General features: G+C 36.3%; 29 protein-coding genes. 1 reads left to right on the top strand and 28 read right to left on the bottom strand.

What is annotated here, in order from left to right:
* Nucleotides 1-616: 616 nt before the first annotated feature.
* From HBB17_RS13290 to HBB17_RS13280, 3 genes are all read right to left on the bottom strand, one after another.
* Nucleotides 617-1,381 (bottom strand): hypothetical protein, encoded by a 765-nt coding sequence (locus tag HBB17_RS13290; RefSeq protein WP_167957980.1) that lies wholly within the window; start codon nt 1,379-1,381, stop codon nt 617-619.
* 13 nt (nt 1,382-1,394) lie between these two features.
* Nucleotides 1,395-1,841 (bottom strand): LytR/AlgR family response regulator transcription factor, encoded by a 447-nt coding sequence (locus HBB17_RS13285; RefSeq protein ID WP_167957979.1) that lies wholly within the window; start codon nt 1,839-1,841, stop codon nt 1,395-1,397.
* Between the two features lie 324 nt (nt 1,842-2,165).
* The gene (locus HBB17_RS13280; protein ID WP_167957978.1) at nt 2,166-2,348 is read right to left on the bottom strand and encodes a hypothetical protein; all 183 of its coding nucleotides are present in this window, start codon (nt 2,346-2,348) and stop codon (nt 2,166-2,168) included.
* A gap of 593 nt (nt 2,349-2,941) precedes the next feature.
* Here HBB17_RS13280 and HBB17_RS13275 point away from each other — a divergent pair.
* Nucleotides 2,942-3,484: an Ig-like domain-containing protein gene (locus HBB17_RS13275; RefSeq protein ID WP_167957977.1), complete on the top strand. Its 543-nt coding sequence runs from the start codon at nt 2,942-2,944 to the stop codon at nt 3,482-3,484.
* Nucleotides 3,485-3,500: 16 nt separating this feature from the next.
* Here HBB17_RS13275 and HBB17_RS13270 read toward each other — a convergent pair whose 3' ends face one another.
* The 25 genes from HBB17_RS13270 to HBB17_RS13150 all read right to left on the bottom strand — a co-directional run bounded on the left by HBB17_RS13270 (nt 3,501) and on the right by HBB17_RS13150 (nt 22,620).
* Nucleotides 3,501-3,947 carry a lysozyme gene (locus tag HBB17_RS13270; protein ID WP_167957976.1) on the bottom strand — a complete coding sequence of 149 codons (447 nt, stop codon included), beginning with the start codon at nt 3,945-3,947 and terminating at the stop codon, nt 3,501-3,503.
* On the bottom strand, nt 3,931-4,128 hold the full coding sequence (locus HBB17_RS13265; RefSeq protein WP_330588228.1) for a hypothetical protein: 198 nt from the start codon (nt 4,126-4,128) through the stop codon (nt 3,931-3,933). Before HBB17_RS13265 ends, HBB17_RS13270 begins: the two co-directional genes overlap by 17 nt.
* Before the next feature lie 2 nt (nt 4,129-4,130).
* Nucleotides 4,131-4,418, bottom strand: a complete 288-nt coding sequence (locus HBB17_RS13260) for a hemolysin XhlA family protein (RefSeq protein WP_167957975.1) — start codon at nt 4,416-4,418, stop codon at nt 4,131-4,133.
* Nucleotides 4,419-4,466: 48 nt separating this feature from the next.
* On the bottom strand, nt 4,467-4,610 hold the full coding sequence (locus tag HBB17_RS13255; protein WP_167957974.1) for a hypothetical protein: 144 nt from the start codon (nt 4,608-4,610) through the stop codon (nt 4,467-4,469).
* Between the two features lies 1 nt (nt 4,611).
* Complete coding sequence (locus HBB17_RS13250; RefSeq protein WP_167957973.1) at nt 4,612-5,040, bottom strand: hypothetical protein; 429 nt, start codon at nt 5,038-5,040, stop codon at nt 4,612-4,614.
* 311 nt (nt 5,041-5,351) lie between these two features.
* Nucleotides 5,352-5,816, bottom strand: coding sequence for a hypothetical protein (locus HBB17_RS13245; RefSeq protein ID WP_167957972.1), 465 nt, complete (start codon nt 5,814-5,816; stop codon nt 5,352-5,354).
* Nucleotides 5,791-6,015: a hypothetical protein gene (locus HBB17_RS13240; protein ID WP_167957971.1), complete on the bottom strand. Its 225-nt coding sequence runs from the start codon at nt 6,013-6,015 to the stop codon at nt 5,791-5,793. The genes HBB17_RS13245 and HBB17_RS13240 overlap by 26 nt, the downstream gene beginning before the upstream one ends.
* Nucleotides 5,999-8,251, bottom strand: coding sequence for a tail fiber domain-containing protein (locus tag HBB17_RS13235; protein ID WP_167957970.1), 2,253 nt, complete (start codon nt 8,249-8,251; stop codon nt 5,999-6,001). The genes HBB17_RS13240 and HBB17_RS13235 overlap by 17 nt, the downstream gene beginning before the upstream one ends.
* Before the next feature lie 14 nt (nt 8,252-8,265).
* The gene (locus tag HBB17_RS13230; RefSeq protein WP_167957969.1) at nt 8,266-8,685 is read right to left on the bottom strand and encodes a DUF6711 family protein; all 420 of its coding nucleotides are present in this window, start codon (nt 8,683-8,685) and stop codon (nt 8,266-8,268) included.
* A 12-nt stretch (nt 8,686-8,697) separates the two neighbouring features.
* Nucleotides 8,698-11,658, bottom strand: a complete 2,961-nt coding sequence (locus tag HBB17_RS13225) for a hypothetical protein (protein ID WP_167957968.1) — start codon at nt 11,656-11,658, stop codon at nt 8,698-8,700.
* A 16-nt stretch (nt 11,659-11,674) separates the two neighbouring features.
* Nucleotides 11,675-12,238 (bottom strand): Gp15 family bacteriophage protein, encoded by a 564-nt coding sequence (locus tag HBB17_RS13220; RefSeq protein WP_167957967.1) that lies wholly within the window; start codon nt 12,236-12,238, stop codon nt 11,675-11,677.
* Nucleotides 12,235-12,666: a hypothetical protein gene (locus HBB17_RS13215; RefSeq protein ID WP_167957966.1), complete on the bottom strand. Its 432-nt coding sequence runs from the start codon at nt 12,664-12,666 to the stop codon at nt 12,235-12,237. The genes HBB17_RS13220 and HBB17_RS13215 overlap by 4 nt, the downstream gene beginning before the upstream one ends.
* A gap of 49 nt (nt 12,667-12,715) precedes the next feature.
* Nucleotides 12,716-13,261: a hypothetical protein gene (locus HBB17_RS13210; RefSeq protein WP_167957965.1), complete on the bottom strand. Its 546-nt coding sequence runs from the start codon at nt 13,259-13,261 to the stop codon at nt 12,716-12,718.
* A gap of 2 nt (nt 13,262-13,263) precedes the next feature.
* Nucleotides 13,264-13,704, bottom strand: coding sequence for a hypothetical protein (locus HBB17_RS13205; protein ID WP_167957964.1), 441 nt, complete (start codon nt 13,702-13,704; stop codon nt 13,264-13,266).
* A 2-nt stretch (nt 13,705-13,706) separates the two neighbouring features.
* Nucleotides 13,707-14,132, bottom strand: coding sequence for a minor capsid protein (locus tag HBB17_RS13200; protein WP_167957963.1), 426 nt, complete (start codon nt 14,130-14,132; stop codon nt 13,707-13,709).
* Nucleotides 14,133-14,141: 9 nt separating this feature from the next.
* Entirely contained in the window at nt 14,142-14,510 is a 369-nt protein-coding gene (locus HBB17_RS13195) for a DUF6751 family protein (RefSeq protein WP_167957962.1), read from the bottom strand.
* A 3-nt stretch (nt 14,511-14,513) separates the two neighbouring features.
* The gene (locus HBB17_RS13190) at nt 14,514-14,897 is read right to left on the bottom strand and encodes a head-tail connector protein (RefSeq protein ID WP_167957961.1); all 384 of its coding nucleotides are present in this window, start codon (nt 14,895-14,897) and stop codon (nt 14,514-14,516) included.
* Between the two features lie 18 nt (nt 14,898-14,915).
* Complete coding sequence (locus HBB17_RS13185; protein ID WP_167957960.1) at nt 14,916-16,022, bottom strand: hypothetical protein; 1,107 nt, start codon at nt 16,020-16,022, stop codon at nt 14,916-14,918.
* Nucleotides 16,023-16,066: 44 nt separating this feature from the next.
* Nucleotides 16,067-16,672, bottom strand: a complete 606-nt coding sequence (locus HBB17_RS13180) for a hypothetical protein (RefSeq protein ID WP_167957959.1) — start codon at nt 16,670-16,672, stop codon at nt 16,067-16,069.
* A 99-nt stretch (nt 16,673-16,771) separates the two neighbouring features.
* Nucleotides 16,772-17,059: a hypothetical protein gene (locus HBB17_RS13175; protein WP_167957958.1), complete on the bottom strand. Its 288-nt coding sequence runs from the start codon at nt 17,057-17,059 to the stop codon at nt 16,772-16,774.
* A 397-nt stretch (nt 17,060-17,456) separates the two neighbouring features.
* Entirely contained in the window at nt 17,457-17,768 is a 312-nt protein-coding gene (locus HBB17_RS13170; RefSeq protein WP_167957957.1) for a ribosomal-processing cysteine protease Prp, read from the bottom strand.
* Nucleotides 17,769-17,899: 131 nt separating this feature from the next.
* The gene (locus HBB17_RS13165; RefSeq protein WP_167957956.1) at nt 17,900-19,057 is read right to left on the bottom strand and encodes a phage minor capsid protein; all 1,158 of its coding nucleotides are present in this window, start codon (nt 19,055-19,057) and stop codon (nt 17,900-17,902) included.
* On the bottom strand, nt 19,057-20,409 hold the full coding sequence (locus HBB17_RS13160; RefSeq protein WP_167957955.1) for a phage portal protein: 1,353 nt from the start codon (nt 20,407-20,409) through the stop codon (nt 19,057-19,059). Before HBB17_RS13160 ends, HBB17_RS13165 begins: the two co-directional genes overlap by 1 nt.
* A gap of 14 nt (nt 20,410-20,423) precedes the next feature.
* Nucleotides 20,424-21,728, bottom strand: coding sequence for a PBSX family phage terminase large subunit (locus HBB17_RS13155; protein WP_207717351.1), 1,305 nt, complete (start codon nt 21,726-21,728; stop codon nt 20,424-20,426).
* Entirely contained in the window at nt 21,721-22,620 is a 900-nt protein-coding gene (locus HBB17_RS13150; protein WP_167957954.1) for a terminase small subunit, read from the bottom strand. Before HBB17_RS13150 ends, HBB17_RS13155 begins: the two co-directional genes overlap by 8 nt.
* Between the last annotated feature and the right edge of the window lie 79 nt (nt 22,621-22,699).

The following is a 22,699-nucleotide window of genomic DNA, read 5'->3' as shown; positions in this document are numbered from 1 at the left end:
ATTCAATTTCATCTGCTTCAGTAGTCATAATTATAAATTCCTTCTCTTTTGCTGGGAAGAGTATTTCACTTTCATCAATATCTTCAGCATTGAGTATTATAATACCAATTCTAAATGAATTACTTAGTCGCCTTAATTCATCATATCAATAATTTTATACTATTTATGTAAATATTTCTACAGATTCTTACCAAGTATATATACCAGTAAAGCATATAGCCGTATCAAATGCTATATCTATACTTTTGTATTGCTTTTGTATTGGCTCATATAAATTTCAAAAAAAGAACCAATATATCTCAACATTGTAGATATATTGGCCTATTTTCTAAAATCTTATTCAGTTATATCACTAATAACTTCCGATAACTGTAAAACTCCCCTCTACTTATGATACGGTTCTCCGTATCAGTATCATGGGCGTACCGTTAATATGAAAAACAGATAGAAAGATATTACCCTCTATGTGCCAGATTCACTGTCCTGATTAAAATTCATTTTATTTTACTAGCATTCCAACTATAGCGGAGTTTAGTTTAGTAATAATATTACAAATTAAGCTATGCTGGACTTCGTCTTATGCTCATTTTGTCTATAATAAATACATCTACACAGATTATTCTATCGTGATCGTTGTACTTCCACTTGATAGCGCATATTCTGCGAATGAAGGGAACTCACCTTTATCAGCCTTATATGCCTCCTCTTCTGCTTGGGCAAACTCCCGTTCCCCTGCTGCATCAAGTATACATTCTGTTATTCTAAAAGATGATCCTTCGTTCAAATTTCCAATATATAACAACTTTGTCTGTACAGCTCCTCCGCCACCAGATCTACCTCCTGTCTCTTTACCACTTACACCATCTATATACTCACAATTATTATACCTTAACAATTCGTCTTTAACTTCACCAACATAATCAACATAACAAAGATAATCTGGATGGAAATCATCTTGATCAGTATTTCTTACAAATATCGTAAAAACAAAATCACCATCTCTGACTACAGATTTATCATATCCTTTATTAACTTCTTTTGAATAAACTTTTGCAAAACTTGCATCATCATTCTCTCTTAAACCTGAATGTTCAAAAAATGTATAATCTGATAAATCTATAACCGCAAAGTTATTGTGATTTACAATTGCTACATCTTTATTACTGTGGCTTAGTTCTACAGACAGAATGATTGAGTAAAATAATAACAGTACTATTATCGCAATCATAATTATTTTAGGCATATCTATCAATTTTTTATTACTTACTTGTCCACGTTGTATTTTTTTATTTATATTGTTGACATAAATCAAATAATAACCAAATACTGCAATAGCTACTATAAAAGTAACCATTACAATCACACCCAAAATTGAAAACATAATCTTTCTCCTTCTAAATACCGTAATACTCTTTAAACCTATAATAATATGTACGGGTAACATCTACAGTATCTCCATTTTTTAATGTTAAATAAAACTTCTGACTAAACCCAGGACGTATCCTCTGTATCGCATTTTTTCTTATTATTACAGAATTACTAATTCTCACAAACTGTTCATTTGGGAGATTCTTCTCTAACACATAAATCCTTGTGGTAGTGGTAAAGCTTTTATTTATTGTATGAACATATACATCCTTTCCCAAAGACTCAATATATAGAATATCAGGATGAGCAACTATTACTGTATCTGTACCCTCCTTGCAGTATAATTCACCTCCGTAATAACCATCCTCCGTCAAAATCAAGTCTGAATTCTCAGTTATTTCTATGCCCCTATTCGACAAGTCTTCAGCTAATTGGTCCTTTCTGGCATTGCTGAGCCTTAATTTAATTTTCAAGTAATCACCTCCTACTGACAAGTATATCTAAAATATTTCTTCTTTCAATTGAATCAGAATAGATTGCAACTATACAAGAATGATTTACATAAATCTTTATCCATAATATCCAAATTCAACTTACTTCTCATAAAATCAATTATATTCAATAGGATATTTAAATGTACTATACAAATCTATGAACTATATAGTGCATCAAAATATCCCTGTCAAAACCGTACACCCATGCATCTTTGCATATCACAAATAATAGAAAATCTCAATATATCTGTTTCACCTGTATCTGGATCAGGTTGATCGTGCTAACCAAACAATGCAAGCAACTCATTTCTTTAGTTCATCTATTCCAGCATTTCTATACTCCATGAATTTCTCATATGTCTCATAAATTTTTTTATATATTTTACGCCATAACTCAATATATTTGTCAGAGTTAAAGTCATCCGCCTCTATCTCATCTCCAAACTCAATTACATCCATACTCTCAACTGTGCTAGTTTCATTCACATATACAAATTCATTTTCAGCTGGTGTCCAACTTAGCTAATCACATTCTAAACAATGTGGTCCAAGCGCACCTTTATATTCTCTACAAGGTTTTTATCCCTATGCTCTATTTATTAATCTTCACTTTGCCACTAAACTAGTCTATTAAAAAATATTACATTGTCTATATAAAGTTAAATACTTTTCTATAAATCATGTAATATTCTTATTTAGATTATTTCAAAAGGTACGCCCCTACTTATGATACGGTTCCCCCTTCAAGAATCACAGTTGTTTTTTACTTTTATCGCAAACATGCACTAAAGCCCTTATTTTATTGAGTTTTCTTCACTTTTGCTAGCACACACTTTGATGTATATTATATCACTTTTTATAGTCTGTGGAAGTCAAAAAGAAGTCAAATTGAAAGTCAAATGATCATAATAATCAAGTTGACAAAAATTGTTATATATTGTAAAATTAAATAGTCAGAAATAGAAGAGAGAGAATCGTAGGCACGCATACGGTTCTCTTTATTTTTAGTATGTATCAGCTTGCTATATTTGGGATATAATAGTATAATATATACATTATATTACATGGAGGGTGGTTTCATGAAGAAAAGGTTAAGTTTATTGTTGACTATAATAATCGTAATCTCTTTAGTTATCCCTAAAGTCGGACAAGCTTATGAAGTGCTACTAAATGCAACGGAAGTTGTTTTATATCCTGGAGATACATTTCAAATGGATAGCTATAGGGTATGCAAAAAAATTAAATGGAGTTCAGAGGATAAAAAAGTAGCGAAGGTTTCAAAAAAGGGGCTAATAAAAGCCGTCAAAATTGGTGAAACAAGAATTATTGCAAAAAGTGACGGGAAAAAGTATTATGTTAAAGTAAAAGTCATAGACAAAGTAAAAAGTTATAAGGTTGAAATAAAAGACGGGGTAATGAAATTGACTTATACACCAAATTTCTCGTTCGAAGAATTTCAACCAATTGCTATTTTTTACGATAAAGATGATAATGTAGTTGGTAAATTAGAATTCTGTAATAGTTTTGTTACAGAGGAGAATGTAAAGATGATAGAAGATAAAGAAATTCCTGTTGATAATTATGATAGGTATGAAATAATTTTTGTTACAACCCCCGATTAACGAGGGTTGTTTTTTATTATGATAAGAATAGATCCGATTCTGCTTTTCTTCTTCTAGTAAGTCCTGCTAGCACAACTTTCTTCCCGTTTACAGTAGTCTTGTTCCACGATAACATAGACTTTGCACAACCTTTATAGTTTTTAACCTTGATACAAGCGCACATCGTAACTCCGACTGTACCTGTGTTGTAAGCAAACGACACAAGCGCATCAAATTGGTTCTGATTCAACTTCTTTACGTTAACCTTCTTAGCAACAATCTTCTCGAATTTCTCTAGATCATGTTTTAAGTATGCGATTGCTTGCTTCTTTGTACATGTATCTCCGCTTTTTACTTTCTTACCGCTCGGATATACTGTAGTTCCATAACCGATTGTCCAAACTCCTGCGGGGCACTTGTAAGCCTTGTTTCTATATCCCTCAAACGAGGTTATAAGCTTGATTCCTTTATTGCTTGTTTTCATCTGTGGCACCTTCTTTCTTGCTTTGCGTTCCGAAGTAGAATCCAATTACCATTAAGAAAATCTCGACAAATTGTGATGCACTTACTGTTCCAGTAACGCTTAGATATGTAAATGCTGCAGTAAGCGTTATTGTAACGAGCGATTTTACATTAATTAGTTTTGCTACTTTCTCTTTTATCATAATTACACCCCTATTCCAATTTTAATAAAGCATACAACGATACCTATTCCTGCTGTTATTACTGCGCCTGCTATAGCTCTAGCAAGCCATTTGTTGCGTTCGACCAAATCATTTATATCCTTTTGTTGTTGCTCAGACTTCTCATACAACTTTATGATTGTTCTCTGGTTCTCATAAACTTGATCCTTTATCTTGTCGTAGGAATCTAGCTTGACTTCTATTTTCGTAAGTCTATCTAATACTTCTCTCTCAAAATTATTCTCTGGCATAAATTCCTTTCCGTTGCTCAATGCAACTAAAAAGACGATTACCTTTTACAGTAACCGCCTTTATTATTTTTATTTGTATTTTTCTTCTGTGATTAGTTCTTCACAGCCTGCTAGTTTCAATTCTTTAGCAACTTGCTTTTTTAACCCTGCAGGAACATCACTAAAAGTCTTTTCTAGTGCAATAATCTTGTTTGCCCATAATAATGCTACCATACTATTCACCACCTTCCGTTGTAGTTTCTGTTGCATATATAACCTCACTTAATTCAAGAATACAGCCTTCTGCTATTGTAATTCTTTCTTCTAATGCAACCTTATATGCCTTTAGTTGTTCGTTCTCTTCCTTTAGTTCATCGTATTTCTGCTGTAAGTTAGGCTGATTAAGCGTAACTGTATATTCGCCTTCACCTACTCCAATCGTCGGTTGTAGGACCGTATAACCGTTGTAGTTGTGTGTATAAGGTGTCTGTCCTTCCGAATCTCTTGTGTATGTAATTACTCTTGTATTATCCTTGTTTGATAATAGTGTTTTAATCTGCTCATAAGTTAAGCTTGATTCAAAAGTAATCGTAAGAGATTCAGAGTTTTCTAAGATTCTCTTTGGTGTAACATTCGTGGTGCCAAATGTGATTTTTTCTATCAAAATATCACTCCTTTCTATTCGTTATGTTCTCTAAATAATAATTTAAACAATGTATTTGTTCCACAACAACTAGATTGGTTAGATTGGATTACTAGTAGTGGAGTGTATACAATAACTTTAAACGAAAATAATAAAGCTCATTTCCCAACTCAAAATCAAGCAGGCGATGCATACAATGTTTTCGCTATTGTAAGTGGTGATTTTGCATCATTATTTTGTGGGCAGCTAGGATACTCCAGATTCGCATATAATATGATGCAAATAAGTACAAAGACGTTCGGAACATGGAGAGTATTCGAGTAAATAGCTAATTAATAACTTATGTAGATGAATGACCATACATTAATTGCTATGTCGCCATCACATTTAACCGTGCCATCAGTTCCAACGGTTGCATAGTTTATAACACTGTTGTTCGATGCGAAAAACGTTTTCACTGGTTTAGCAGGGCGATATAGCTGAGGTAAGGTTATAATGCTAGTATTATATGGGATAATTGCATTATTATAAAATGTTAGTCTTAGATTTATGTGTTTACCTTTACGTTGAGCATAACAATTATCTAGTTGAATTATTGACGATAAACTGAAATCAGATACTACAAAATCCTTAGTGGATTCATTCATCAAATTATTATTTAGCGTATTAACCTGTGTGTTTAGCGTTTCAATTGCATTATCGCAATCATCAATACCTTTGTCCATTTTGTTAAGGTTATCAGGACTTACGTAAGTACTTGTACTATTCCAGTTAAGCCTTGCATATCTCTTCGCCATCTTTCTCACTCTCCTTTGCTAAGTCCTCGTTGTACTTCTTTTCTTCGGCTGCAATTACTTTATCAGCTTGTATATCTACCGTTCCTTTGACTTCTCCAAGTACAACCGATGCGATAGTTGGAGGAAGTCCGCTTTCGTTAACTAACTTAATTACCTCATTTTTAAACCTTGCTGTTGCTAAATTAATTCCTATTTGCATGCTTTTCCTCCAATTCTTCTACTCTTTTATAAAGTTTCTGTATCATGTATATGTGCAAAGCATGTAACTCTTCGTAATTAACGCGATATGCTTTACCATTATTAATATACATTCCCTCGTCCATGTAATCTCTACATTCATATTCTTCTACTAAATTTATGTCATTAGGTAACTTGTATTTATCTATGAGTGTTAATATCTCTTGAGCTAATAATCCATAATGAATGTTATTGTCAACTTGTCTATCTTTAAATCTATACGATTTTGATTTTAAATCTTTGTAAAACAATTCCAAAGTATCATCTAGTGATTGTATATTGTATTTAAGCCTTGCATCTGAACTTGATATACGTTGGAAATTATTCTGTACATAAGTTACACTAGCACCATTCTCACCATTGAAACTAATATTACCATAAGAAGTAAGCGAAGTATTTATTGAAGTTGAATAATGCGAATGTCCTTCTGTACTAACACCAGAACCGTTTACGGTAATATAGTTATATCCTATGTCAACGCTTCCGTATCCGCCACCATTAACTACTAAACCACCACTGTTTAAAAAAGAATAAAACGAACCTAATCCTGATTTAAATTCTTCGGCTGAAATAGTATTTCCTACAACATCAACTCCAGATAATGTACCACCTCTTACTCGATCTGCTAATATAGTTCCAGTCTTAATACACCCACCGTCAATTGTAGTAGTTCCATCTGATAACCCAGTGTATGTTACATACCCTTGTAGGTTAATCTTATTAGCATTGATAGTTACACTCTCTGCACTTTGATTAATAGCTGATATAATACCGTCTTTCTCAACCTTACTACTTATCTCATCACTAGTTATTTGAAATTGCGCAGAGGTATTGGCTGCTAGATTAGAAACAGTAGCATTGATGCTTGTAGCTGTCTGCTCAATCTTACTATTTAACTGTTCAGATACGTTATTAACCTCTGTTGTTAAGCTTGTAGCTGTTTGGTTAATCTCTGTATAAAGTTCTTTACGCAGATTTGTAATAAGGTTTTCGCAAGGTAATATTGTATTATCAGGATACCAATTACCAGGTAATAAAACATGTGTGTTCTCATATACTTCTGATACCTTGCTATTCATGCTTTCAACCGTACGTGTAAGTACGTTTGTCTTGCTTTTTAACTGTCTTACCTCTGTATTAACCGATGTGACTTGTGTAATCTCTTTATTTCCTTGTGATTCAAAAGAATCTGATAACGATTGAATACCACTCATTTCCCTTGTGAGTATATAAGAAGTAACTGTATTGTTAAGAGTTACTCTGTCACCAACCTCTATATAAGGCAAGCCTAGTAATTCACAAGTGAAAGGTACATATGTTACACCAATTATGTTAGAAGATACATTATCAGCAATAGTTTGTAGTGATGATGCACTCTTGCCATACACAAGCATATTGTCTTGTATCTGATAACAGTTAGTTCCTGCGCCAACGATTGCTCCGATGTCTCCATCTTCTTGTAGTATTTGCAATTTGTCGATTGGAGTAGTACTGTACTTCTCGTATTTCAGCCTATCGCCTTTAAAAGTGCTACTAGGTATCGTTTCATCTACCGTTGATTGTTTAAGCACGATATGAGCCAATTTCCCATCACGATTGATGTGTCCAAATGCTCCATTGATAGCTTCGCAACATCTTAACACTTCTAAACCATTAAGAGTATTTGCACTTATGGTTCGTTCAACATTCATTGTGTCGTTTGGTAAGTCACTATCTTCATATTCAACACCACAATACGTACAAAGAGACTGCCTGAACGCTTTTAGTGCCATTGGAAGAGTTAATCCGTTATACCATTCAATAACATCTTTATCAAACTTACGCATGTTGTCGTAAGCTGTTATTGTGACAAATCGTCTTTCATCTTCTTTGACTGCACTATCTACTGTGAACGTCCCTAACTTAATTACTGTATTATTTACAGTTTGAGTAAGTGTAAATGTCCTATCTTTCAAATCTTGTGTTACATCTGCAAATTTTACCTTTAAACAAGCTGATTCGCACGAACCAAATACCAAATCTTCACTAGAATTAAGTGATTCTGATAAACTAAAGCTATTTGCTACAACTTGCGTATTTGTTATTACTAACTCGTGATCCGTAAAAGTAAATGTTAAGTTTTTCTGTATCGGCGCTGACCGATAAGGAAGATAATCGGTCTTATATAAGTTCTTTAACTCTGTGGATATATCAAGCAAATTATCTCCCCTTTCTAGTATTCAATCAGCGTTAGGTCGATTGCTGAATACGTTCTTGTGTAAGTAGGATTACTTGTTGTTCCTCCTACTTTGATGTTCTTTATTACCCAATCAATATCTGGGATATAAAAATCCCCTGATACATAGTCGTTACGTTCGTCATTCCAGTATGTAATATTTACTGTTGTACGACTTGGAAATACAGTCTGTATATGAGTTTTATTAGTTTCACTAAGCTCTAGTGTCTTAATCCATATCTTGGACCGTAAATGACTTAATATATTTCTGTGGAGTTTGCCGTCTCCATCTGTGTAACTATCCTCGTCCGTCTGCTGATCTGGATTACTCTTGTAACCTTCCTCTGCTAGAATCGAGTTATCGAGGATAGTATTGTTTGTGTTATTCTTAACTAGATATCCTTGAAATGTTCCCATACTATCCCCTTTCTAAGCTAGTTGAAATGAAACCTTACCAGCTTTATAGTTTTCGCTATTAGCTGATATAACTTCATTCATTATCGTTTTTTTACCTATAATAACTTGTACCTGAACTGGAGATCCGTTACTACTTCCGCCCATCTCAGTAAGCGCTTCTTTAAAAGCTTGTTTCATAGTAGGAATAGGAGATACAACTTCGGGAGCCTTCTTGTTATCACCTAAGGTTGCAAGGAAATTACCGTAGTTAGCAGGTACAACCGTACCAGTTGCCAATGCGGGAATCTTAGGCACTGAAATCTGTCCTATGAAGCTGAATGGTTTTGCGCCTAGTATGTTAATATCATGGATTTTCTTAAGTGCTGCATTGATTCCATTGAAAGGTACTGCAATTACTTTGTTAATACCGCCGATTAGTGCGTTTATTACAGCCTTTAATCCGTTTAGTATACCGTCTTTGATTCCAGTAAATACTTTACCACCAGAGCTGAACACCTTCTTTACGTTCTCCCATGCTGTACTAAATGTAGTCTTAAACCAATTAGATATACCGCTAAATGCTTTCTTTATTCCGTCTCTAACACCGCCGAAGAATGTTCCTACACCTGTAAAAGCATTTTTTACGCTTGTCCATGCCCCACTAAATATTTTGCCGAACCATGCCCCTATAGAAGCTAATCCAGTTTTGATTCCGTTCCATATCCAACCGCCTAAACTGCTTCCTAGTCCAATAAGCAAATTAGCCAATGCTTTTACTGCACTAATAAGCAAATTTAATAATTTTGTTGCAATTCCAATCCAGTCTATGGTTTTAATCATTTCACCGATTGTAGTTCCTATAGAGCCCCAATCAATTGACCGTATAAATCCATCTATTGCATCGATTAGTCCTGTTACAAGTGCGCTTGCTCCTGCAGCTAACGCAACCCAATCTGTGTTAGTTAATGCGGTATTAATACATTCTCCTACGCTTGTGCCAAATGATGACCAGTCAAATGTCGTAACGAATCCATATAAGCTTTGGATAACAAGATTGAATCCATTTGATATAGTTTTACCAAGTGCATTCCAATTGATTGAAGTAATCATATTGTTAAGGCTTATCGCAAAGTTGCTACCTATGCCAATGAAATCTATTTGTGTACACATATTATTGAAAAGTGAAGTAATGCTATTGATTCCTGTTCCTAAAGTAATACCGATATTTGCCCAATCTATACCGTTAAAAATGCTTTGTATAGATGAACCTATGTTGGTCCCTATAGTGCCAAAATCTACGGTTTCTAAAAAGCTACGGATTGCAGTAAATACACCATTTAGTCCTACGTATACAGTGTTAGCAAGCATATCCCAGTCTACGGTATCAAATAACGCGCCAAATGCTAACCCTAGACTATTTCCAAGGCTATCCCAATCAAGAGTATTTACTAGCGTATTAGCAAATCCTAACGCTGTGTTTATGCCTTCACCTATGGTTTTACCAATATTGGTCCATAGTTTCTTGACACTCATGAATCCATTGATAAACGTTGCAATGCACTGCGCAATCTTATTACAATTGGCTTGTATTCCGTCCCATGGAATGGATTCTAGCGCGCTGTTCAACTTTTCTCCTATGATAACTCCTATTTCGGTAAAGTCAGATGCTTTCCATGCTTCTTTTAATGCTTTTACAAAGTCTGAAACACCACCACTTTCATCAATAGGGGTAGTGAAGTCAGGAGTAACACCAGAACCGTCTGCACCACCTCCACCGCCGCCAGAAGAATTGTCTGTACTATTCGTATTATGTAGTTCATCAAAGTCTGCAAGACCTTTCAACTCTTTCTTTGCTTTTTTTGCACTTCCTGCTGTAGCGTCAAGAGCTTTCGCTTGATCATATTGTGATTTTGCGGCTGCTTGGCTTGCTTTTACGCTCTTTCCAAACAACATGCTTAGGAATTGTGCTAATGCTGCTGTTACTTTTACTAAAACGCTGAATAAGGCATTTAAGGCAGGCAAACAAGCTTCTAGGATTGGTTGGAAGGCAGTGTACAAATTGCCCTTGATTTGAGCCAAATTCGCGCTCAATTGAGGACTTGTTCGTATTACTGCCGACATTCCTGCACCAATTCCCTGCAGTGCTTTAGTAAATGCCATAAATCCTAATGACATGATCATCATTCTTCCAAGCATTCCACTAAACATATTCTTAATACCGTTCAATGGGTTCATTGCCTGTAGCATTCTCTTTCCACCACGTACAACAGCCGAAGTTGCTTTGCCTACACTACGAACTATTGTTCCAAAAGAACGACTTACTACATTTGCAACATTACCGACTTTCTTTAATCCATTAGCTGTAGCTCCACAAGTAATCTTTAGTTTGTTAAATATAGCATTAAGTCTGTTTGAAGAACTGCTTGTTTTATCAAGATCAACAGATTGCTTGCTGTTTATTGCACTTTTAACATTCTTAGCACTCTTCATTGATTCTGCACTATTTGTTTCTTGAAGTTTTATTTTATACAGTTCTAATTGATCTGATAGGACCCTATACTTAGACTGCATGGCATCTAGTTTTGTTGTATCTCCGCCAATGGTAAAATCGCCACCACTTGCACTAAGGTCTGCCATATCTGCCTTTGCAGCATTTAATGTTGCCCTAGCTTCATTTATGTTGTATTGTAATACTTTCCATGATTTTGACTTTGTATTGATTCCACCAATAGCCTTAAGACGTTCTTCTGTAGCAAGGTACTTGTTAAGCTGTGATTCTGCCTGCTCAATTTGTTTCTGAATATCCTGGTATTCTTGTGTTGGAACCTTTGTATTCTGCATGTCCTTCATAGACTTTTCTAACTTGCTCATTTCAGCTTGTGTCTTTTTAATGTCATTCTGTAGCTTGACTTGCTTACTTGACATTTTCTGTACACCTTCAACGAACCCAGTATTATCTACTTTAGTATCAAACTTAAGTGTTCCATCTGCCATCTATGTTCTCACCTCCTTACGTATATAGTGAGTTAATAAGGTCTATCTCTACTTTCTGCTCATGCGTATATTTCTTTTTCAGCTCGCATAAAGAACGGTTCTCGTTCCAATACTCCTGTTCATGCTTTTCGAGTTTCTTATGCTTATTCTTCTTAGATCTGATATTCATTACTGTAGAGAAGAGTCCTTCTCCAATCTCATAAAAGTACGAAATAAAAGTCCAAAAATGTACATATTCACACTCTCGGACTTCCTTACATGCTACTTTATTTATTGCACTGAATATCATTTGTTCGTCTTGTTCCCAATCGTACAGCCTGCTAGATGTCTTTTTACTATCTTCTATCCTGTCACCACAATTCAGAAACCAAATTGCCTTTTCAACCGCTTCTTGCGTATACTCTTCCTTGATAAGATTACGATCATAATACAAGATACGTAACATAGATTCGTACATTTCATCTATGCTCATATCAGGATCATCAAACACTTGTAAAATTAGTAGACAGTCCCGATAATCAGTTCTGATTTCAAATTCTGTCCCACCTACAACAAGTGTTTTTGGTAATCTACCTATCATCGTTTAGATGCCTGTGAAGCGTACTTGTCGATGCGGTTATTTGATTCTTTTGCTGACTTTTCCATTTCTTTTGTGATTACAGGTACAATCAAATTCAGAAATCTAATGATGAAATACTCGCCATTGTTCAAATTAAGGCAATTAAGCCCATTAAACACGGTTTCTGATACATTAGAGTTAAACATTGTATCTAATTCAGCTTTAATCTTACGATCAAGTTCAAAGATTTCATTGGCTGCATCTTTTGTTTCATCGTTTGCAATTTCCTCGGCTTTTTCTACAAGTGTAACAATGTTCTTTCTTGCATCTTCTGCTCTCTTGCCAAAGTTGAAATCATTTGGGTAAATATAGATAGTTCCAAGAAGTTTTCCGTTTTCATCTTCAATCTCATACGACTTAACACCAGTATTAATCTGCAATCTTGCCATGTTTATTCCTCCCTAAAGAAAAGGACACCCTTTCGAGTGCCCTACAATATTATTCTCCTACTACTGTCTCTGTGAATGTTTTTGTTGAGTTGTTCCATGTTCCTGCTTTACGATTACCGTTATACTTGATCTCGAATGGGATATTAACTCCACCACCATCACCACCGATTGATTTAGGAATAATAATTGCATCTTCTTGGTATGCCCAAACTTGTGTACCGTCCGATTCCACAAGAATATCAACAACCTTTGTTTCAAGTGCTGATCCTGTGCTTCTGTTATTTACGATAGTTGCAAGTTGCGTATACAGCGCATCACCTTTACGAGCGTAATATGTTTCGACTTCTGAACTTGGCTCATATCCTTTTACGGTATTCGATGTTTCTCCAAGGATATTCTTTTTCGTTTCAATATCTGCATTCATTTCGATGTTGTACTCTTCTAGATCTGTTCCTAGTCTTACATAAGATGCAGTTTCGCCACCGAACGAACTATCGATGTAGTGCAAAAGCCATTGTCTTTCGAACTTTGCACCTGTAGCCATTGTATCGGCAAATGTTTGTAATTGCATTTTCATAAGCTTTTTCTTTTTCATGCTTATTCCTCTCTTTCCAAGGTATATGTAACCTTAATCTGTAATTGATATGTGATATACTGGCCATCTTCGGACTTGGTCCATGGCATTCCATTTCCAATAGAAAACTTCGTGATTTCACCAGTGTATTGCTTATCGTTTATAGTTGCCGTTACTTGATGACCTTTGATATCATCTAAGTAATAACCTAAGTCCAATAAAAAAGTACTGTTCTGCAACCGATCATAATCATTTACTGATTGATTCGTTGCATACAGTACCATATTGTTTTCCCTTGTTTGATTACCTAAAATATCTTTCTTTACCAAGTTATCGTTGGTAGAGGATAATCCGTAATCATGATCTGCTTCCTCACTTAAGTCAATGTGTACTTCTCCATTGATAAAATCAGATATGTTAGGGTAATCAGTAAGTATTTGTTTCATTACCTCTATGACGTTCATATCTACCCCCTACTTGCAATTTCTTGTGCACCCTTAAGTATTTCTTCTTTATGGTCTTTCATGGCTCTTTCGAACCATAAAGGACCTGCCTGTGGGTGACGAGATTTGTTGTGTACAAGTTTTCTATCCGTAACTACCTTCTTACCGCCTTTTGGTGCCCATGTGCTACCAGTATTAGGGTCAATCATGACATTGCCATAGTACTGGAATCGTGCAGAAGGGCTTATATACTCAATTACACCACTTCCTATTACTGTTCCAGCTGTAGCAGATTTCTCCATGGCTCCTGTTAGCATTGGAGTGTAATTTGACATTACTCGTAAGCACTCGCTATCAACAAATTTCTGTATCTCTCCATATTTTCCAAGTCCGTGGGATTTTACCATTTCAGCAGTAGGCTTCATGTCTAGGTGTGCGTTAAATTGCATGTTATCACCCTACTTTCCACTAAGTTCCCAGTGCCATAACTTACGGCTACCATGGTTCTTAAGAGATATTGAATTAAGAGTAAACACGTTGTGACTTGCTTTTAAATCCTTAAGACTAGCAGATTGCGTTGATTGCGACGTATTGTCATATATAATGTCTGTTTCACCTTTAATGATATAATCCTTACCCTTTGTAATATCAAGGCTCTGTACGGTCGTGTATGGGATAGAAACATATAACGAATCTACACTTGATAGTCCAGACTTCTTGATTGCCTGTGCTTGGTCCTCGTCCCAAAAGCAGTGATCATATACCGCCTTTGTATATTTACTATCTGCTCCTTGATGGAATATCGTAACCTTAACTGTATTCTTCATAGGCTACACCCCACAAAACAATAAACCAGTGTATGCAAGCCATGTACGAACAATATTATATGACTTCGCATTGTCCTCTTGCTCTACTGTTTTTCTATCCTTGTACGATACCGACCACGAACCATCTTTTTCACTTGCTATACTGGAATCACTTCCATTGTCACGTTGATAGCATGAGTAAAGGTGCTCAGCAACTTCGCATACACACATCTGCACCAATTCAGAAATCGTTGTTGTTTCGTCAATATTGTTGAATGTGTACGCTCTAACAATATTGCTTGCCTTGATGGACCATTTATCGAACGCAGTAGAGGGAATTGTACATTCCCCCATTGCGTCCTTGTATGTGCCATCGTAGAACGTGCTATCTGTTAGTGCTGTTACCATGACACATCACGCTCCTTATTATTTAATCTTCGCAGATTCTACAGTGATATAACCAACTTTTGCAACTTTAGATGATACTAGATCTACAACCTCAATAACATCACCTGCTGATACGGCAATCTCTGTTGTTCCAGAAGTCAATGCTGTTCCACCATATGAAGTAGCTGTTTGGTTGTAAGTTGCTCTTGATGTTGGATTAACAGTATATTTAAGTGTTCCTGTGCTTCCTGTTACTGTTGCGATAGTAGTACCGCTTGTAGCACCTTGAGCAAGTGAGATAGTAACTGAACCAGGTGCATACACAGCACGTATGGCAACCGAACGTAATACTTTATGAGCATATACATTACGTCCTTGTACAGCAGAAGCACCAATATACTTACCAGATCCACTTAAATCTTGTACTTTAATAGGTACAGCAAACTCCATAGCACGAGTAGCAAAACGTGGGTGCCCTGCCAACATAGCAAGATTAGCTGTTTCATCGTTCCATTCAAATACTAAGAATCCTGCAATCTTACCTACAGCACCAGTAGCAACAACTTTATCTCCCAAATCAGTTGCATGAACAAAGTGATCTTTGTCCTTTAAGATTAAAGAATATGTACTTGGCGTGCATAATAAGTATCTCTTCCCATCGTTTGGAATCTTAGCTTTTGACATACGTTCTCTTAAGTCTACAATCTTGTCATAGATGTTGTCCGAAGTAAGACTTGATTCATTATCAACGGTTGCAGCTGCTAATAGACAAGTAGAACCGTCTGTATCAACTTGTGCTGCTAATGAGTATGTAGCAGAATCCAATCTGTCAGCTACTAATGCATCTGGGACAGCCTTCGCATCGTATCCGTCAATGATTTCATTAACCGCTTTGTCCTTGTCAATTGTCATTGTTTCGTAAGCTGTAGAACCATGTGTTCCAGAGATTCCATTTGCTTTATCGTAATCAGATACAGCTACTTCTCCATCACGTACTGGAATTTTTACAGCGCCTGCGGCTGGAGACCCTTCGTAATCATTGTTGAACACAACCCCATCTTTAAGAAGTAATTCATTTCTTAATTTTGCTAGTACAAGCTTTGACCATCTTTCTTGATGCTCATGTGCAAATGTTTGTAAGTTCATAATCATTCTTGATCTGTTCATTCTTTCACCTTATTAACCTTTCATTAATCAATTTTTAGTCCTGGGTTTTTAGCAAGGAACGCAGCTTCTACTCCATCTTGTTTCTTAGGTGAACCGTTTTGTCTCTTGCCCCATGATTTACTGTTGTTTCCTTCTTCCTCTTCATCATCATTGCTTGATTTTGCACCTTTAACGAATTGAGGATATTTCTTAATCACTTTCTCAATAGCAGCTTCGAAATCTGTATCTTCATCAATATAAGCCTTGGCCAATGCTACTACATCTGTAACAGATTCTTTTGCTACATCATGTTCAAAACAAAGAAGTTTTGCTTCAAGTGCAGATACCTTGGCAGCTTGCTCTTTGTCAGCTTCCGCTTTCTTATCTTCTGGTGTCCTGCTCTTATCAGCTTCTGCTTTTTCTTTTGCTCTCTTCTCTTTTGCACGTTCACGTTTCAGTCTGTCAGCAATCATTTTGTCGACTTCCTCTTGCGTGAATCCTTTCTTGCCCGATTCTTTAGACTTATCGTCTTGGTTATCGTCACCATCTGCATCGTTAGTGCTATCTGCACCATCGTCTGCGCCATCTGCACCGCTTTCATCAGCGAACATCTGTAAGTTAAATCTAAGTTTTTGATTCATTAATTTCATTGTGCGTCTCCCTTCCGTTTTTTGCTCGTCAGCATTTTATCCGTGAGTTTAACGTCACCGCACGTTTATGGACATAATAAAAAGCCGTGTTTCCACGACCTAATCAAACATATTTGGATTATCTTTGATTAATTGATATAATCCCTTACCTAGCTTTACAACTTGATCTTCTGTAAGTCCAATATCGTTCATATTGTCAATAGCATGTACAAGCTCATGCACAAGAGTACATTTTTGCTGGTTCTCTGTGTATTTAGTACATAATTTGATTGTTTCTTCTTCGTAATAGCAGCAACCGTACAATAGATTTGTTTCATCATCAAGATGTTTTTCCATTTGCACTTCGTACTCCTTATATCCAACCTTTACTTTATCTGGTATATTCAAGTAACTACCTCCTAATCAACATATACTCTCTTACCACACTTCTTGCACTCGTAATAGTGTCTTTTCTTGTGCTTTGCTACCTGTTCACTTCTTAAGCCACTGTATGGCTCATGGTCGCATAGTAGCTTTCTTAACCAATTCAGCATATTGCACCTACTTTCACATAAAAAATAAGACATTAACGTATGCCTTGAACGAGATAAAAAGGATCACCGCCTTCCTATTTCTTCTTGCCTGGTTTCTTTGTTCCTTTGGCTTTTGGCTTACACGCCATGTAATCACCGCCTTTCATTAATTATTTTTGCTATAATAGAATCATTATTAATATTAATACTATAATTGTTAGCGCAAACATGAATAAGTTATATGCTATCTGTTTCAAAGCTTTCAAATTGTATCATATCCTTTCATATTGCACATAGTCAGGATAATCTTCTGCTATACTTATATATCCTAACCGTGCCGATTCTAGTAATATGTTGCTCTGTACGCTTGCCTTGCAATGTAATCTATACTCGATAAATCCATTACCTTGGTATACATCTACTTCCTTATGCGCTATCTGTTCCAACGAGTTAATCGTGTTAATTGACAAGCACGATATTGCAGCGCATACAATGTCATAACCGTAATATCTAAAGCTTGCATGACCATCTAATTTAAAGCCTACAAGCTTATTGTTTTGTTTAATTGGTGTTATTCTTGTCATAGGCATCTTTCAACGCTTTCTTCATTTTATTAACGCTGTTTTTCTCTCTCTTATTATCAATAATTTTATTAGTTATTATTGATGTTATAAAAGATACTGTAAATACTGAAGCACATAATGTTATATTCATCTTACACCCTTCCTAATCCGTCCGCATAAACCCTCTGCCTTTCCATTGGTAATTGCATTTTCTCTGCGAACTTTGCATATTGTTGACTTGTTGCTCTATACTTGCATTGTGCATCGAGTATATCATCAGCACTTGCGCCCGATTCTTTAAGTAACTTAATCTTCATACGTTGCTTTCGCATCAAATCCTCGAGCTTTCGCATTTGCCGTGTGGCTTCGTATTTGGTGTATTCCTTGCCACCATATGAAACCTTCTTGTTTTCCTCTGCCTGCATATCTTCAAGCTCTTTATCAGTGTATGTGCGCTTTGATACGCCTTTTACAAATGGATAGTACGAATGGTAACAGTTCACTCCAAGAAGTCCCGCGGGTGTTCCAAGTCCGCACACCGTTTTAAGTTCTTCCTTACTGTATACCCTGCCTTGCCATACTTGATGTGAAGGTCTTGCGGTAGCATGCCATGAAACTTCGAAATGCTCTGTTTCTAGCTTTTCAGCATTGCTCTCTGTCATTTTACCAACAACTTGATTAATACCAGTCACAACACACATTCGGACTGCAGAAACGGTGTTCACGCTTCTTCCAGTAGCATAATCTATTGTACGAATGCCACTATTGGCTAATTCTGTAATGGTTTCTTTAATGACTTGATCATAACTTTTTATTCCTGTAGATACCTCAAAAGATGCCTTATCAAGCTTATCTTGAAGGTACTGGGAAGCAGGTGTATACATTTTCTTACCATTAACATTAGCCATGAAGCCTGTTGTTTGAGTGATGTTCCTAATATCATTCTTTGTTTGTTCTTTTACAGCCTTTACAAGTTGTTGCAGATCAGTATTATCCTTGTACTCTGTGAATTGTTTTCCACTCGCTTCATAAAGCGACTTATCTCTTGCATAACCACTACTTAACGCATTGTCAAATATATTGTCTATTTCTTCGTTTGCAAGCTCTAATGTGCTTCGAATATACTCCTTAACGCTTTTATCAAACTGTGTATATTGCATCAGCCTATATAGCATATTGTCGGCAGTGGAAGTAATCTCGTTGTTTTTCTTAATACGATGTACAACATCAAGTAGTATAGTCTGCTCGAGATCTCTCATGTATCGCTCTACTTGTTTTGGTAAGCGTTCCAATTCGCTAGGTGTGAACACTAAATATCACCGTCCAATGTGTCTGCTTGCTGTGGTAGTTTCTTAGCAGCTTCTTCCTCTGTTTCTCCATACCACTTTGCACGATATTCAACTAACCTCATAACTCCCATGGCTACATCTTGTCTGTCTCTCAGTCTTTCGCTGTCCTCATCTTGTATAATACTATCATCAAACTTAATATCAATCTTGTTTGGGATCGATTTACCTAGTAAAAATGCTATTCTATCAACAAGTGATTTCAGTGCTCGTCCTATCGGTATTTCATGCTTGCATAATGTTCTATACAGGTCGGATTTGCTTGATATTACCTCGGTTGCTGTCTTTACTGACCCGTTCTCGAACTTATATCTTCCTGTCCCCATGCCGCACTTAAATGATAACATGTCTAATGCTCTGTTGATTCCCTTTTCATGTTCTTCTGCTCGTATAGACATGTCCATAGGTTCAATCTTTTGCTGATTGTTTCTATCATCTGGCACGGCATAGAACATTGTATCATTAGGGTCAAACACTGGCTTTCCTGTGCCTTGTTCTGACATTTGTACTTTTGCCATACTAAGCGGTACTAATATCCTTCTTCTTCCTAACTTGAACTCGTTCATGTAGCTGTCATATACGAGATCACAACCCTTAATTTGACTTATAGCGTTACCAAACACGCTTATCCCCAACGGGCTGTCTAAGTCAATGTTATTAATAATGTTAGGTGATATAATCTGAAATAATGGTTTATCAGAACCCGTTATAACTTCATCAACCATGTTTTCAGATAGTTCAAGTTCCTCCCCTGTTTCACCATCTAGCATATGGTTTTCGATTACATACAACTTCGCATTATCATCAAGCCGATGTATCTGTAAGTATATCTGTTTTCCGTTTTTGCCTTCCTTTACAGAACCAAACGCGCATTCATTAATATAGCCATTTTCCCATGAAATAGGATAAATCATGTCGGCTCTTATGTAGTCAATAACAACTTCCTTATTCTCGTCAAGGTACTCAACAAAGGCCCCTGTACCGAATGCGAATGCTAACTCTATTAACTGATTAGCTTTTGTTCTGAAATCGTTGTACTCAAACACATGATCTAAGTCATTCTTTAGCTGTTCTCCTGCTGTTATTTCTACTTTTTCATTAAGTATCAAACCTGCCCAATCTTCGCATATTGTCTTAGCCATGTTCAATCGTTCTCGTTCTTGTTTTGTTGTTGTTACACCATTATAGACATTATAAGAGTGAAATTCTTTTACATATCCTTCGTACCAATCTTTCCACTCTTCTAAATGATCATATGTTTCACTGTTCGATGTCGTATATCCTAAACTCTCTAATGCTTCTCTAATCGTTTTCATTCCATCACCTACCTTTATGCTACGTTAATATACATAATGTCGTTCTGGATGTATTCTGTGGAGTACTCTTGACTATCCAATGAGTCAATATCCATCTTACCATCGTCCAAACGAACATCTTTTGTTGGTTCATCTTCATCGTACACAGCTTCCTCGAATGCACTCTTAAGATGTGTGCACGACTTATGTATCTTATATCTTCCTTGTGCCATCATGCTGTTGTAGAATGCAATTCGGTCATTGATTGGTCCTTTGATTGCATTCTTAATATCCAATGTGATACCTGCTTCCACAATCGCCGCTTCCATACCTGAAATAAGTGTCTGTTCTGCAGAATCACAATATGCTTCATAGCACTTATACTTTGATTGAACTCTCCTAACAAAGTCTATGAAATCCTCATTGAGCTGTTTCGGTGTGATACGCTCATGTCGGTAGTATTCCATGACTGTTACCACTTCTTTGTACTGATAAGTGAATCCTGTAAACTTGAAGGAATGTGCTGATGTGTTTCCACCGAAGTCCACTCCAATCGTACCATACATGATTGGATTCTTCTGCAGCCACTCATCATCAATCATAAATTCGTCTGGATTATCTGCAAACTGCTGATAAATCAATCCGTCACTTGCTACCCACAAACCAAGGATAAAGCGTTTGAAGAATACTCCTGTAAACATTCTTCGGAATCTGTCCTTAACCTTCTGAGATAAGCTAAGGTTATCGTCCATGGTGAAGTGTAGATGATACACATTCTTTTCTTTTGCTTTGTCTATGAACTCTGCCTTAACATAGTGGTGAGGTCCCTCTGGATTACAGTTCATAAATACCTTTGCGCCCTCAACTGAACAACGGCCTATCATCTGATCTATGAATGATTGTGGGAACAGTGCTGCTTCATCTGCGTAAGCTCCTGCAGCTGTTAAACCTTGTAGTGCATCTTGTGAAGCTTCTGTATTTGCTCCATACATGTAATATGTATTGTTACCAATCTCAATGTAGTTCTCTGATCTGTTGTAATTGTACGTCCACCCCCACGCGGTAAGTATCTGTATCATTGGTTTTACTACATTCTTCTTCAATGCTCCCATTGTCTTGCCCGCAAGTATGAAGTTCTCACCATTCGGAAATGTCTCCTGCGTGAACAATAAGAATGAGCAAATGCAAGCTATTGTCTTTCCCGATCTAATTGAACCATCTGCTATTATCATGTCCTTATCATGGTGTGGGCTCTCTTCCCTCCACCAATTCAAGAGTTTATTCTGTTTTGGAGAGAATGGAAGAAACTTAAATGACTTACTCTTCTTTTTCTTAATCAACGTAAGTCACCTCTTCTTCATCTGCGTACAACGCATTTATATCTTCTTGCGAAGGTTTCGTTGCTTTTAAGAACTCCATTATACCTTCATTAGTGTTGTTATCTCCTGTTTGGTTAGCTATATCAAGTTGCATCTTCTTGATTCTTAATTCTGATTCCTTGTACTCATATTCTGACTTGTGTTTATCATGTGGGTTAACCATAAAGTATTGTTCCAACCATTTTAATGAATCGCAACGATCAACCAACTTGATGCTTACTGCACCTTTATCATTCTTTGATACTTCCTTTATCAATTGTGTATCTACGCTGTCTGATTCGTGTAGTCTTACATCATTTACCTCGAACTTTATTCCTGTCTCTTTATCTTCTATCTCTTTACGTCCGAACTCAACATAGTTTCCTATATCTGCGAATGCTATCCTCATATGATACTCGATTAATTCGTCACTAGAGAAGTGAACTGATTTTGCCTTAAGTTCGATTAGCTCGTCTATCTCTTTGCATATTTCCGTATTTTTCAGTAGCTTATGGGCATTGCTGCATGCGTTTTGATATGTTGTGTTATAAGCTTTGATATAGCTTTGTACTGCGTTGTGGTCTTTGGCATAATAAACACAAAAAAGCCTTTGCTCATGGGTAAGTTTTTCATTCTTTAATGTTTCCCTTATCCCATCGTCAAAGGCTTCTCTCTTGACTTTATTATTCTGTTTTGCTTTTGCAACGTTGCGTTTCTTCTCTTGCGTTGCGTTGCATTCCCATTTATATCGTTTCTTCCAACTTCGAACGGTTCCTACTGGTATGTTTAGTTGACTTGCAATCTCAACTAACATCATACCTTGCTTATATAAATCATGAGCCTTTTGTACTTGCTCATTTGGTGATCTAGCCATACAAGGCTCACTTCCTTCCTTTTATTCACTAATATGCAAAATATTTAGTATAACACCGTATTTTATGATACATTTATAA

The sequence above is a fragment of the Anaerosporobacter faecicola genome (assembly GCF_012070565.1).
Taxonomy (GTDB): Bacteria; Bacillota; Clostridia; order Lachnospirales; family Lachnospiraceae; genus Anaerosporobacter; species Anaerosporobacter faecicola.
Note: the sequence above shows the minus strand (reverse complement) of the source record. Positions and strands in the feature narration are given on the sequence as shown.